Origin of the sequence: Vibrio sp. STUT-A16 (assembly GCF_026000495.1) — a bacterium.
GTDB lineage: Bacteria > Pseudomonadota > Gammaproteobacteria > Enterobacterales > Vibrionaceae > Vibrio > Vibrio diabolicus.
Genome location: NZ_AP026765.1, coordinates 3127647 through 3140864 on the forward strand (window position 1 = coordinate 3127647; position 13218 = coordinate 3140864).

Consider the following 13218-nt stretch of genomic DNA (forward strand, 5'->3'; position numbering starts at 1 on the left):
CGTGATAAGCGCTAGTAATATCTGTCACTACCGCCATGCAGTTGTGGGTCATCTTCTATTTCATCAAAGCTAACCGCAATCTGCTGATCAGAACCTTGTTTCGACAACAGTACCGTCTCTGCTTCACGGTCGACCACCAATATCGTACCTACGCCCTGCTGGCATTCAACAACCATGCCTTTACGGATTCGACTTGCTTCCATCATCTTCTCCTTCACCACGTTGTTTTGATCAAGTAATTTTACGAAGCAGAGAAGCCAAAGATCAAAAAAGCCGATCATTTTGATCGGCTTTCTTCTTATTCGAGCTTTCTAGATTACTTTGCGAATTCAACACCAATATTGATGTCGCCATTTAGTGTTTCTAGCATACCGTCTAGTGCAGACTTTTCGTAGTCGCTGAGTTTGCCGTAGCTTAGTACTTCTTCTACGCCTTCTTTACCTAGTTTCACAGGCTGTGCGAAGTAAGTCGCGTGCTCACCGTCGCCTTCAACGTATGCACATTCAACTACGCCTTCTTCACCTTGAAGAGCACGAACTAGAGACAGACCAAAGCGACATGCAGCTTGGCCCATTGATAGTGTTGCACTACCACCACCCGCTTTCGCTTCTACAACTTCGGTACCTGCGTTTTGAATACGTTTCGTTAATGCTTCTACTTCTTCAGCTGTAAAGTCAACGCCTTCCACTTGAGACAGTAGAGGTAAGATCGTTACGCCAGAGTGACCACCGATAACAGGTACGCGAATGTCACCTGGATCTTTGTCTTTTAGCTCTGCAACGAATGTTTCTGAACGGATAACGTCAAGTGTTGTTACACCGAACAAGCGACGCTTATCGTAAACACCCGCTTTCTTAAGTACTTCAGCGGCAATTGGCACTGTTGTATTTACCGGGTTTGTGATGATACCAACACAAGCTTTCGGACAAACAACCGCAATCTTCTCCGCTAGCGACTTAACAATACCAGCATTTACATTGAATAGATCCGCGCGATCCATACCAGGCTTACGAGCAACACCTGCAGAAATCAGCACAACATCCGCACCTTCTAGTGCTGGAGTAGGATCTTCACCCGCGTAACCTTTGATAGAAACTGGCGTCGGGATGTGGCTAAGGTCAGCAGCCACACCAGGAGTTACTGGAGCAATATCGTATAGGGCTAAATCAGAACCAGCAGGAAGACGGTTCTTAAGTAGAAGGGCCAGGGCTTGACCGATGCCACCAGCGGCACCAATAACGGCTACTTTCATGTAGTTCTCCTTGAGAGTATTTCTCTTATAAACGTATTCGTAGGGTAGTTTGTAACCAACTTAAATAAAGCTATCGGAATCACAACTTGATTACAATCAATTAACGCTAGCTTTGCGACCTCGCGCAACTCGCTGTTACCGTGCTACAAATGGGGCTTGGATTATTCTTTTATTCTGTTGAAATGACAAGGAATTCAAGAAAACAAAAACAGCCCTACTTCATATAGTTAAAGAATTCCATGTGGTATATAGTTTACAGTGACGTAACTAACATAATACTGGGACTCTTTGGCACCGCATGAATATATATGCGAGAATATGCAAAATTGCTGACCCGTAATAAGAGACTCGTAATGACTATGCGCAATTCAGAAAAACAAGACAACTTAGTCCGCGCCTTTAAAGCCCTATTAAAAGAAGAGAGCTTTGGCTCACAGGGTGAGATTGTTGATGCACTCAAACAACAAGGATTTGAAAGCATTAACCAATCGAAAGTATCACGCATGCTGACTAAATTTGGCGCCGTCCGCACACGCAATGCAAAAATGGAAATGGTTTACTGCCTTCCTGCTGAGCTAGGCGTACCGACTGTAAGCAGCTCTTTGCGTGAACTGGTGCTAGACATTGACCATAACGCGGCATTAGTTGTTATCCATACTGGCCCTGGTGCTGCGCAGTTGATTGCTCGCTTGCTTGACTCACTGGGTAAATCCGAAGGTATTCTTGGTGTTGTTGCAGGTGATGACACTATCTTTATCACTCCAACGATGGCGATTACGACTGAACAGTTGTTCAAATCAGTGTGTGAACTGTTCGAATACACTGGCTAAGTTCTTTCACATTTAGATCAGCTAACTCTTTGTGGGCTATAAAAGAAATCTCATTTTGTAGCCCATGATTTATGTAAATTTTTTGCTTATCCAGACCATTATTTACCCACCTATTTTGTGATTAACATCACGCAATTGATCTTTTTCACTTCGTTCACTTAATACTTATTAAGTGTTTGTTATAAAAAGAATTAAATCACAAATCTAACACTATCCTCCTGCACAAGATTCAGACTTATCAACTATAACATTTAACAATTGGATAATTTTCTGCCAATTTTTTGTTATGATTCGCTCGCTTTTTCAAACGATTGGATTGGAAAAGATGCCGTTTCCAAATAGGAAACTCCAGAAGTGATTTATGGTTATTTCCGGGTAAATAATGAATATAAGGAAGGGAAATTCATGGCATTTAACAAACTTCTCAAAGTAGGCGCTATCGCTGCAGCAATAATGGGTGCAGGCGCAGTCAACGCTCAAGAGTTTATTACTATCGGTACTGGCTCTGTTACAGGTGTTTACTACCCTACTGGTGGTGCTATCTGTAAATTGGTCAATAAAGGTCGTAAAGAACACAACATTCGTTGTTCAGTAGAATCGACTGGCGGCTCTATTTACAACGTTAACACTATCCGTGCTGGCGAGTTAGATTTTGGTATCGTGCAATCGGATTGGCAGTACCACGGCTACAATGGTACGAGTAAGTTTGCGGAACAAGGCCCGTACAAAAAGCTACGTGCAATGTTCTCTCTTCATACAGAACCTTTCAACATCATTGCTCGTGCAGATTCAGGTATCGAAAACGTTGAAGATCTAAAAGGTAAGCGCGTAAACATCGGTAACCCTGGCTCTGGTGACCGTGCAACCATGGGCGTTGTTATGGAAGCGATGGGCTGGACAAACGACAGCTTCAAATTGGCTTCTGAGCTAAAGGGCTCTGAGCGTTCTCAAGCACTTTGTGACAACAAAATTGACGCATTCATTTACATGGTGGGTCACCCGAACGGTTCAATCAAAGAAGCAACAACATCATGTGATGCTAAGCTAGTTTCTGCAACAGGCCCGAAAATCGATAAGATTGTTGCTGATAACCCATACTACGCCTTTAGCTCAGTGCCGGCTGGCATGTATCGTGGCACAGACAAAGACGTAAACAGCTTTGGTGTTGCGGCAACGATGGTTACAACAGCAGACGTTTCAGACGATGTCGCTTACAATGTTGCAAAAGCCGTGTTTGAAAACTTCGATACGTTCAAACGTCTACACCCTGCGTTTGCAAACCTGAAAAAAGAAGACATGGTGAAAGCGGGTCTATCTATCCCTCTTCACCCAGGTGCAGAAAAATACTACAAAGAAGTGGGTCTACTTAAGTAACTTCCTCAGACTTCAAACTCACAGGCAGGGAAAGATGGTTTTCTGCCTGTTTGAGCATGCAGGTTGTAGCACGTGCTAACTGCATGCTTCATTCGCCAGTTTTCTTCCGAAAATTGCGAGTTCATACCCAAGAAAAACTTAAACGCCGCCTAGCAGAGTCTCCAAAATTCAACACTTTGAGTTCAGGCAGCAAAATACTCGAAAGCAAACTTCGCTCCATTCGCTACACTGATAAAGGCGAAGTGTGGTTCTCGATAAAAATCCGACAGGACCATCAATAATAAGGAAAAAGTACATGGCGACGAATCAAGCTCCGTCACAAGATGTGCAAGAAATGGTGGCTCAGGCAGACACAGGTGCACGTAGCCCCTCGGGAATGCAAGGACAAATCCTTTGGTTTGTTCCTCTGTGTTGGTCACTATTTCAATTATGGTACGCATCTCCGCTACCATTTATTTTTAATTTCGGCGTACTGAACGACACGGAAGCGCGATCAATCCACCTCACTTTCGCGATCTTCTTGGCTTTCACTGCTTATCCAGCGATGAAAAATTCCCCTCGCGATCATATCCCTCTTGTCGATTGGATATTGGCGCTAGCAGGTAGTTTTTCTGCGGCATATATTTACCTTTTTTATACCGAGCTAGCTGGACGTTCCGGTGCACCAACAACGGCAGATATCGTCGTTGCTGTCATCGGTATGGTTCTCCTTTTAGAGGCAACACGCCGAGCGCTCGGTCCACCACTGATGGTGGTCGCTGCTGTCTTCCTTACTTACACCTTTGCCGGCCCTTACATGCCCGATGTCATCGCGCATAAAGGAGCGAGCTTAAACAAGGCCATGTCTCACTTATGGCTAACAACGGAAGGTGTATTCGGTGTCGCATTAGGCGTTTCAACCTCTTTTGTCTTCTTGTTTGTATTGTTTGGCGCCATGCTGGAACGCGCTGGCGCAGGTGCTTACTTCATTAAAGTCGCCTTTTCTTTACTGGGTCATATGAAAGGTGGTCCTGCAAAAGCGGCCGTTGTTGCATCTGGTTTATCTGGGCTTGTTTCTGGCTCTTCAATCGCAAACGTGGTAACCACTGGTACCTTTACCATTCCATTGATGAAACGTGTCGGTTTTCCGGGCACCAAAGCGGGAGCCGTTGAAGTTGCTGCCTCAACCAATGGTCAGTTAACACCACCAATCATGGGCGCGGCGGCATTCTTGATGGTGGAATATGTCGGTATCTCCTACGTTGAGGTGATTAAGGCTGCCCTACTTCCGGCACTTATCTCTTACATCGCTTTGATTTACATCGTTCACCTTGAGGCGTGTAAAGCGGGTATGACAGGTCTTCCTCGTCGCCACAACCCAACGTTAGTGCAAAGTTTGCTTTCCTTTACTGGCACAATCTTAGGACTGTGTGTGATCAGCGCATTGGTTTACTACGGAGTGGGTTGGACGAAAGATGTCTTTGGTGATGCCGCGACGCCAATAGTTACGGTTGCCCTGTTAATTGCGTACGTTGGCTTGGTGAAGATCTCAGCAAATCACGTGCAAGATGGCGCAATTGAGATTGATGCAGAGTTAACAGAAGTACCAGATCCTGGCCCAACGGTTAAATCTGGTTTGCACTATCTACTGCCTATCGTTGTCTTGGTTTGGTGTCTGACTGTAGAGCGCTTCTCGCCAGGTCTTTCAGCATTCTGGGCAACGGTGTTCATGATTTTCATTTTGCTGACTCAGCGTCCATTGATTGCTCTGTTATCAAGGCAAGGTGACATGATGCAGCAAACCAAAGATGGCTTCGTCGATCTGGCTGAGAGCTTGGTTGCTGGCGCTCGCAACATGATTGGTATCGGCGTTGCAACGGCAGCGGCAGGTACCGTAGTTGGGGTCGTCACCCTAACGGGTATCGGCCTGGTCATGACGGACTTCGTTGAGTTTATCTCTGGCGGTAGCATCATTCTTATGCTGCTGTTTACCGCAATAATCAGCTTGGTTCTTGGGATGGGTCTACCGACAACGGCGAACTACATCGTCGTCTCTACGTTGATGGCACCGGTTATTGTCACACTAGGTGCAGCACATGGCTTGATCATCCCACTCATTGCGGTGCACTTGTTCGTTTTCTACTTTGGTATTTTGGCCGACGACACCCCACCCGTAGGTCTTGCGGCATTTGCGGCGGCTGCGATTGCTAAATCAGACCCGATTCGTACAGGTATCCAAGGCTTTACTTACGATATTCGAACCGCCATTTTGCCATTCATGTTTGTGTTCAATACTCAGCTACTGTTGATGGGGATAGACTCTTGGTGGCATTTAGCACTCACTGTCATCTCATCGATCATTGCGATGCTGATCTTCTCCGCCGCAACACAAGGATGGTGGTTCACGCGTAACAAGTGGTGGGAAACCGTTCTATTATTAGTACTGACATTTTCGTTTTTCCGTCCTGGTTTTTGGTGGGACATGCTGTACCCAGCGAAAGTTCTTTCTCCTGGCGTTGAGGTAGCTCAAATCACGAAAACGCTAAATGTAGGAGAATCATTGGAGCTACGTGTTGCCGGCGAAAACCTTGAGGGCGACTACATCGAGAAAACGGTTCGTCTTCCATTCGAAGACAGTGCGACAACAGCGGAAGCACGTATTTCGTCTATGGGTCTGATGCTGACCGAAAGCGACAACAAAATGATTGTCGATATGGTCGAGTTTGGTAGCCCGGCAGAGTCTGCAGGTATCGACTTTGATTGGGAGATCAAGTGGGTTATCCAAGATGCAGAACGTCCGATGAAAGAATGGGTATTTGTGCCATGCTTAATGATTTTGCTGGTGCTTGCCATGAACCAAAAACGTCGTGCTCGTAAGGAACAATTGAGCGCATAACCGATTTGGCCCCGAGGAAGGGGCCTTAGTGAGAGACATTGAATGTACAAACAAATTCTTGTTCCGGTTGATCTAAATGACCAAGGCTTTTCAGACCGAGCGGTTGAACTAGCGGTTTGGCAGGCAAAGCAAGCGAATGCGCAAATCCACCTTCTAACAGTATTACCTGGAATTCACATGTCGATGGTTGCTACATACTTCCCAAAAGATGCAGCAGCCAAAATGAAGCAAGACGTGAAGCAGCAATTAAAAGCTTTCGCCAATAAGCATATTGCTGAAGATGTTGTGTACCAAGTGCATGTTGCTGAGGGCAAAGCCTACGCGACGATTCTTGATTATGCAGAGCGCTTGGGCGCTGATCTCATCATTATGCCAAGTCACAAGCGTTCTAAAATCAATAAAGTAATGCTTGGCTCTGTCGCAAGTAAGGTCGTGGAATATTCTCCAATCAATGTGATGGTCGTGAAACCGCAAGGTTAAACAACTAAAGAAACGAAAAAGGACGCTAACATTAGCGTCCTTTTTATATTGAACAAGTAAGGATTATGCCATTACTGGGTAATCGGTATAACCTTCTGCTCCACCTAAATAAAAGTGCTCAGGTTTTGCCTCATTAAGAGGTGCATTTTTCTTAAATCGCTCAACTAAATCAGGGTTGGCGATAAATGGAACGCCAAATGCGACCACATCAACTTGATTTTCTGCAATTGCCGTTGTCGCTTCTTGTGCACTGTAGCCCACGTTGGCCATTAGGTAACCTTGATAGTTTTCGCGTGCTGGCTTGAGAACATCTGCTTTTTGTACGCCCTTTAGATCCGCACGCATCACGTGCCAATAAGCAAGATCGAAAGCATTAAGTTGCTTAGCTAAGTAACGAACCAAGCCAACCGGATCGCTGTCTTTCATGTCATTAAATCCATTTAATGGTGATGTGCGCAGCCCTACTCTTCCAGGTCCCCATACCTCGACCACTTCTTTAACTATCTCAAGTAAAAAACGGGCACGATTTTCGACTGAGCCACCGTATTCATCAGTACGTAAATTCGAACCATCACGAAGAAAGTTATCGATAAGATAACCATTGGCGCCATGTATCTCCACACCATCAAAGCCTGCTTTCTTGGCGTTTTCCGCACCTTGCTTAAACGCCGCCACAATAGAAGCTATCTCATCCACTTCGAGTGCTCGTGGTACCGTATATGCTTGCTTACCGGAAGGGGTATGGACTAACTCATCACGAATGGCTAGTGCGCTCGCTGCAACAGGCGTTTTCCCATCATTCAGTTCAGGATGACAAGCGCGTCCCGCATGCCAAATTTGCAATACGATCTTACCGCCTCTCTCATGAACCGCATCCGTTACCTTTTTCCAAGCTGCAATTTGTTCTTCGTTATAAATGCCCGGTTCTGCCATAAAAGCAGACGTTCCTTCCATCACCATGGTGCATTCAGCAATGATAAGTCCAGCACTCGCGCGTTGAGCATAGTACTCAACCATAAGGTCATTCGGGATATGATCTGCGCTGGCACGAGCGCGCGTTAAAGGGGCCATAATGGCACGGTTATCTAATGCTAATTGACCGAGTTCGATAGGAGAAAATAAGTCTACAGAGTTGGACATGTTGTTTACCTCAAATGACAATAACTTGATGGCTAAGGATGAAGAGCCAGACTATAATCAGATCAATATTGAAACAATATGGATAATTGAAAGTGATTGTTCGAAATTTAGAAACAATTGACTTTAGGACGCTCTCTATCTTTGTCACAAGCTGTCGACTACTGAGCTTAACCAAGTGCGCGGCGGAGTTAAACCTACCAAAATCTACTGTTAGTAAAGCCATAACCAAACTCGAACAACACTTTGAAGCCAAGCTCCTAGAGCGCACGACCCGAAAGTTGGTGATTACCGAAGCTGGTCAAATGGTTTTAGAGCGTGCTGCAAGCTTAGTTGAGGAGTTTCACTCGATTGGTCAAGACGTTCAGGAAATGGAACAGCAGATCCAAGGTCGGCTTCGCATTGCTGCGCCGCCAGCCTTGGATGCGTATATGGCTGAGCACATCTTTTTACCATTTTTAAAACAATGGCCAAAAGTACAAATTGCGTTAGAAGCATCGAACGATTTTGTTGATCTGTTTTCACACGGTTTTGATATGGCAATTCGAGTCGGCCAGATCGTCGATGATCGACTGATTGCTAAAAAATTGGGTTACACCACCCGAGTATTGGCCGCCAGTCCTGAGTATTTAGCTGAGTGTGGCGTACCTAAAACGCCAGAAGATCTGACAACACACAACTGTTTGAGATATCAGTATGTTTCAGAGATAGGCCCTTGGACGTTGATTTCGCAGGACAGCACCGTCAACGTCTCAGTAAGCAGTAACTTCTCTAGCACCACCGTAGAAGCGGTATTAAAAGGCGCGCTCAAAGGATTGGGAATCGCTAACTTACCTATGCAAAACATGACGCAAGAGCTGGAAAATGGCTCCTTAGTCAGAGTTTTACCTCAATGGCACACGGTACCAATGCCCATTTATTTAGTCTATCGTCCTGGCGCAAACCGAACGCGACGAGTACAAGCGATGATTGACCATATCATGAGCCTAAGATCTCAGTTTGAATTTGGTCCTCGACATGGTTTGTGTTGCGGAGAAGCATAACCCAGCCACCATTGAGAATTAGCGTGCGGCTCGGATAAATGCCGCAAGCTTCTCACTAGCATGCTGCTCACTCAATGCAGACATACTATCCGCCGCTTCCACTTTGCCATCAGCCACAAACACAAAGTGGCTGGCAATGGCTTTGGCATCGCTTAAATGGTGCGTGACCATCAATACGGTTATTCCCCGCTCTGCCGCCAGTTTTTTTACCAAGCTCAGCATCTCTTCACGTAAAACCGGATCAAGCGCCGAGAAAGGCTCATCCAACAGCCACATGGGATGAGGCTGAACAAAACAACGCGCCAAGGCAACACGTTGACGCTGCCCTCCAGAAAGGTGCTCAGGCAAACGGTCGAGGTACTCTGCAACGCCAACTTGCTGCGCCGCTTGTTCAACCTGACGTTTTTGGTCTACCGTAAGCTTTAGCCCTGGGTGTAAACCTAAGCCAATGTTGTCACGCACCGACAAGTGAGAAAACAAGTTATGCTCTTGGAACAGCATGGAGAAAGGACGCTGATAAGGCTCTTTGTGCACAATCGACTCACCATCAACCCGAATGTCACCTTGGTCAGGATGGATAAACCCAGCCACCAACGCTAGCAACGTCGATTTTCCAGCCCCACTTGGTCCCATCAGCGACACTATCTGACCTTGCTCAATCGTTAAATCAAAACGAAACAGCTCACGTTGGTAGGTGTACTGCACATCATCCAACACTAACATTACGCTCTCTCCTTCGTTTTCAATACTTTCTCAATCAAGGCAAAACAGCCCACACTCAACAACAACAAGGTCACCGATACCACCGCAGCCGCGTCCATCTGATAGCTGCCAAGTAACTGGAACAAATACAGAGGTAAAGTTCGGAACTCTTGTCCACCAAACAACGCAATAGCACTTAAATCGCCAATCGCAAACATAAAGCTGATCGCAAACGCATGTGCGAATGGCTTGCGCAGCGCCTGCCACTCCACCACTTTAAAGCGTTGCCAGCCACGCATGCCTAAGCTGGCACACACATACTGGTATTGCTGCTCGATGTGCAGCATTGGCTGTGCCAGCGTTTTGATCACGTAAGGCAAAGCCATCAAACCATTTACCAAAATCACAACAAAAAACGCCAAGCTAAAAACATCGGTAAATGATCGCAACAGCAAGAATAATCCGGTGCTAATCACCAAACCTGGCGTCACCAAAATAATGGTGCCGATTAGCTCAATCTGATCGGCTCGCGTGTTTTTGTACTGCAACCGCCAACGGCGACTGGTCAACAATATAGACACGCCCGCAGCAACCGCAAGCGCACTGGCTAACCCTGCCACTTTGAGTGAGTTAAATAACGCAGACCAAAAACGTTCATCGGTTAACACCGTCCAAACTTGTTGGTTGATGCCACTCAGTAACACCATCAATAACGGTGGTATCACCAGTAAAAAGGCACCTATGATCCAAAAGCTATCCCAAGCTTTTGACCACCCATGATCCTTCGTTAAATATTGCTGTACCGATGTGCTGCCAGCACTGATAGAAACAGGCTTTGTTAACTTCTGCACTCCAATGGCAAGCAGTCCACATAACAGCATCTGCCACAGCGCCAATAACGCCCCAGCTTGTAAATCAAAATCAAACTTAATCGCTTGGTAAATTGCCAATTCAATGGTGGTGGATTTTGGCCCGCCCCCCAATGCCATTACAGTGGCGAAACTGGTGAAGCACAGCATAAATACCAAACCACAAACGTGGGGAAGTTGCTGTCTTAAACGCGGCCATTCCACCCAACGAAACTTATTCCAATGGTTCATACCTAAATGCGCACACAGCTTATGTTGCTCGGCAGGAATAGATTCTAATGCTTGCAGAAGCAATCGCGCCGCGTAAGGTAAATTAAAGAACACATGGGCGAGTAATATGCCGTTCAAACCGTAAATAGAGAATGGCAGTTTAGTATCGAAACTTTGCAACCACTGCGCCAACAAACCACTGTTGCCATAAATCGCTAACAGCCCAAAAACACCAACTAAAACCGGCAAAACCAGTGTCGATGCAAACAGCTTAAGCAGTAATGATTTACCAATAAATTGGCGACGCGAAAGTGCGTGCGCTACTGGAATGGCAAAGCCAACACTGAGCAATGTGGAAAGAAAAGCTTGGTAGAAGCTGAACTTGGTGACATGTTGATAATACGGGTCATCCCATACCACAGACACATCAAGTGAAGGGGCTTGAACAATCAAAGCACCTAGGGCAGAAACAACAAAGGTCGCGATGATCATCGCGACCCCTAAACCTATTTTTGGAACAGAATTCAAAGGTAAAACCTATCTCATTCAGATGAGGGGTGGAACGTCAGCTAAAACGTCAGTGCGCTTTGCCATTCGCGAATCCAAGACTTACGCATTTTTGCCACTTCATCAGCACTAAAGCTCAACGACTTGTTTGGAACGCTCAAGGTTTCAAAACCTTTAGGTAACTCAACGTCAGTAACAGGGTACATCCAGTTACCCGTTGGCATCGCTGACTGGAACTCATCACTTAAAATGAAATTCATAAATTGATCAGCAAGTTCTGAATTTTTTGCCCCTTTCACTTTAGCGGCGACTTCAACTTGCATGTAGTGACCTTCAGCAAAATTCGCCGTCGCAAACTTTGAATCGTTTTCCGCAATTAAGTGGTACGCAGGTGACGTAGTGTAAGAAAGCACTAAGTCCGACTCGCCGTTAAGGAACATGGAATACGCTTCTGACCAACCTTTCGTGACCGTTACGGTTTTGCTCGCTAGCTTCTGCCACGCTTGCGTCACATCGTCGCCATAGATGGATTTCATCCACAGCATCAAGCCTTGGCCAGGCGTTGACGTACGCGGATCTTGATAAATCACTTTTAAATCGTCGCGCGTTTCCACCAGCTCTTTCATGCTTTTCGGCGGATTAGCCAGTTTCTCTGTGTTGTACACAAACGCGAAGTAGCCGTAATCGTACGGTACAAACGTCGTGTCGCTCCAACCATTTGGTAACACTGTGTTGGCCGTATCCACATTGTGCTCGGTAAGCAGACCGGTTTTCTTCGCTTCGGCCATCAGGTTGTTATCCAAACCTAACACGATGTCGGCTTTGCTATTACCGCCTTCAAGACGAAGACGATTCAGGATCGACACACCATCGTCCAACGCCACGAAGTTAACGTCACAGCCACATTTTGCTTCAAAAGCTTGCTCGATTTTAGGACCTGGTCCCCAATCTGCGGCAAAAGAGTCGTAGGTATAGATGGTTAATGTGTTTTCAGCGGCAAACGCTGAAGTAGAGGTGATTGCAGCTAGGGCAATCAGATTTAGAGTGGGTTTCACTGCTCGCTCTCCATGAGTATTTCAGAGAAATAAGTTGAGCGGCACAGGGTTGAGGCGGCTATTAAGGACTTCCAATATCCAGACTCAATTCCTACGCCAGCATTATCTGGTTCAGGTAATACGGGTCCCTAGTAAAGCACTTAGGTCTCAGCGCCCAAATGCATTGATTGACTCAATGCTAAATGGGTTTGCTCCCCGATGAGTGGGATGGATTGTAAAGGTATTTGAGTGGTTACACAATCAGCTCACGAACGCTGGTCATAACCCCAACGAGGCACCAAACCTTGCTCAATACCTAAGTGGTCGAGAATTCTCGCCACCATAAAATCCACTAAGTCTTCAATGCTCTTCGGCTGATGATAGAAGCCCGGAGCCGCTGGCATGATGGTGACGCCCATTTGCGATAGCTTGTGCATGTTCTCCAGATGCAGCGTTGAAAATGGTGTTTCGCGAACGACGAGCAACAACTGCCCACGCTCTTTCATCACCACGTCAGCGGCGCGCTCAATCAAGTTATCCGACATACCATGCGCGATCGCCGCAACACTTCCCGCAGAACATGGGCAAACCACCATTTGCTTGGGTGCCGCAGAGCCAGACGCTACCGGTGAGAACCAGTCATCTTTACCACAAACGGTGATGTTATTTGGGTCACAGTTGAGGTGTTCCACCAACGCTTGCTTTGCGGCTTCTGGCCCACTTGGCAGCTTAAGGTTGTGTTCGGTTGCCATCACGACACGAGCCGCCGAAGAGATCAGAACGTAGACATGATAATCCGCCGCGACTAAACATTCTAAAAGGCGCAGACCATAAGGCGCACCAGATGCTCCAGTTAACGCTAAAGTGATGGCTTTTTCTGCTTGCTGCTGTTTGTTTTGCATAAA

Annotated in this window: 12 protein-coding genes and 1 riboswitch; of the genes, 5 read left to right on the plus strand and 7 right to left on the minus strand. The window is 46.3% G+C overall.

Annotated features, from left to right (window positions below):
- Nucleotides 1–11: 11 nt before the first annotated feature.
- Both OO778_RS14755 and mdh read right to left on the minus strand, forming a co-directional pair.
- Nucleotides 12–203 carry a hypothetical protein gene (locus tag OO778_RS14755; protein ID WP_005392299.1) on the minus strand — a complete coding sequence of 64 codons (192 nt, stop codon included), beginning with the start codon at nucleotides 201–203 and terminating at the stop codon, nucleotides 12–14.
- Nucleotides 204–316: 113 nt separating this feature from the next.
- Nucleotides 317–1252, minus strand: coding sequence for a malate dehydrogenase (mdh, locus tag OO778_RS14760; RefSeq protein WP_046874036.1), 936 nt, complete (start codon nucleotides 1250–1252; stop codon nucleotides 317–319).
- Nucleotides 1253–1611: 359 nt separating this feature from the next.
- Here mdh and argR point away from each other — a divergent pair, with 359 nt between their 5' ends.
- The 4 genes from argR to OO778_RS14780 all read left to right on the plus strand — a co-directional run bounded on the left by argR (nucleotide 1612) and on the right by OO778_RS14780 (nucleotide 6811).
- Nucleotides 1612–2082, plus strand: coding sequence for a transcriptional regulator ArgR (gene argR, locus OO778_RS14765; protein WP_031780246.1), 471 nt, complete (start codon nucleotides 1612–1614; stop codon nucleotides 2080–2082).
- Nucleotides 2083–2487: 405 nt separating this feature from the next.
- Nucleotides 2488–3456 (plus strand): TAXI family TRAP transporter solute-binding subunit, encoded by a 969-nt coding sequence (locus OO778_RS14770; protein WP_074192005.1) that lies wholly within the window; start codon nucleotides 2488–2490, stop codon nucleotides 3454–3456.
- A gap of 295 nt (nucleotides 3457–3751) precedes the next feature.
- Nucleotides 3752–6331: a TRAP transporter permease gene (locus OO778_RS14775; protein ID WP_074192004.1), complete on the plus strand. Its 2580-nt coding sequence runs from the start codon at nucleotides 3752–3754 to the stop codon at nucleotides 6329–6331.
- A 42-nt stretch (nucleotides 6332–6373) separates the two neighbouring features.
- Nucleotides 6374–6811, plus strand: a complete 438-nt coding sequence (locus OO778_RS14780; RefSeq protein ID WP_005392306.1) for a universal stress protein — start codon at nucleotides 6374–6376, stop codon at nucleotides 6809–6811.
- A gap of 63 nt (nucleotides 6812–6874) precedes the next feature.
- Here OO778_RS14780 and OO778_RS14785 read toward each other — a convergent pair whose 3' ends face one another.
- On the minus strand, nucleotides 6875–7951 hold the full coding sequence (locus OO778_RS14785; RefSeq protein WP_005392308.1) for an alkene reductase: 1077 nt from the start codon (nucleotides 7949–7951) through the stop codon (nucleotides 6875–6877).
- Nucleotides 7952–8043: 92 nt separating this feature from the next.
- Between OO778_RS14785 and OO778_RS14790 the strand changes: the two genes are divergently transcribed.
- On the plus strand, nucleotides 8044–8991 hold the full coding sequence (locus tag OO778_RS14790) for a LysR family transcriptional regulator (protein ID WP_074192003.1): 948 nt from the start codon (nucleotides 8044–8046) through the stop codon (nucleotides 8989–8991).
- An 18-nt stretch (nucleotides 8992–9009) separates the two neighbouring features.
- On the opposite strand, the gene thiQ is transcribed toward OO778_RS14790, so the two are convergent.
- The 4 genes from thiQ to OO778_RS14810 form a co-directional block, all read right to left on the minus strand.
- Complete coding sequence (gene thiQ / locus OO778_RS14795) at nucleotides 9010–9714, minus strand: thiamine ABC transporter ATP-binding protein (RefSeq protein ID WP_047009041.1); 705 nt, start codon at nucleotides 9712–9714, stop codon at nucleotides 9010–9012.
- Nucleotides 9714–11300 (minus strand): thiamine/thiamine pyrophosphate ABC transporter permease ThiP, encoded by a 1587-nt coding sequence (gene thiP, locus OO778_RS14800; protein WP_074192002.1) that lies wholly within the window; start codon nucleotides 11298–11300, stop codon nucleotides 9714–9716. Before thiP ends, thiQ begins: the two co-directional genes overlap by 1 nt.
- 41 nt (nucleotides 11301–11341) lie before the next feature.
- The gene (thiB, locus tag OO778_RS14805; RefSeq protein ID WP_104969028.1) at nucleotides 11342–12334 is read right to left on the minus strand and encodes a thiamine ABC transporter substrate binding subunit; all 993 of its coding nucleotides are present in this window, start codon (nucleotides 12332–12334) and stop codon (nucleotides 11342–11344) included.
- Nucleotides 12335–12405: 71 nt separating this feature from the next.
- A riboswitch (TPP riboswitch) is annotated at nucleotides 12406–12542 on the minus strand.
- Between the two features lie 37 nt (nucleotides 12543–12579).
- Nucleotides 12580–13215, minus strand: a complete 636-nt coding sequence (locus OO778_RS14810) for a flavin prenyltransferase UbiX (RefSeq protein WP_006742964.1) — start codon at nucleotides 13213–13215, stop codon at nucleotides 12580–12582.
- Between the last annotated feature and the right edge of the window lie 3 nt (nucleotides 13216–13218).

What these genes read in the sequence shown, in the direction of transcription:
- thiQ (WP_047009041.1), bottom strand. Translation starts at nt 9,714, where the DNA reads ATGTTAGTGTTGGATGATGTGCAGTACACCTACCAACGTGAGCTGTTT.
- OO778_RS14810 (WP_006742964.1), bottom strand. Translation starts at nt 13,215, where the DNA reads ATGCAAAACAAACAGCAGCAAGCAGAAAAAGCCATCACTTTAGCGTTA.
- OO778_RS14755 (WP_005392299.1), bottom strand. Translation starts at nt 203, where the DNA reads ATGGAAGCAAGTCGAATCCGTAAAGGCATGGTTGTTGAATGCCAGCAG.
- OO778_RS14780 (WP_005392306.1), top strand. Translation starts at nt 6,374, where the DNA reads ATGTACAAACAAATTCTTGTTCCGGTTGATCTAAATGACCAAGGCTTT.
- argR (WP_031780246.1), top strand. Translation starts at nt 1,612, where the DNA reads ATGCGCAATTCAGAAAAACAAGACAACTTAGTCCGCGCCTTTAAAGCC.
- OO778_RS14785 (WP_005392308.1), bottom strand. Translation starts at nt 7,951, where the DNA reads ATGTCCAACTCTGTAGACTTATTTTCTCCTATCGAACTCGGTCAATTA.
- mdh (WP_046874036.1), bottom strand. Translation starts at nt 1,252, where the DNA reads ATGAAAGTAGCCGTTATTGGTGCCGCTGGTGGCATCGGTCAAGCCCTG.
- OO778_RS14770 (WP_074192005.1), top strand. Translation starts at nt 2,488, where the DNA reads ATGGCATTTAACAAACTTCTCAAAGTAGGCGCTATCGCTGCAGCAATA.
- OO778_RS14775 (WP_074192004.1), top strand. Translation starts at nt 3,752, where the DNA reads ATGGCGACGAATCAAGCTCCGTCACAAGATGTGCAAGAAATGGTGGCT.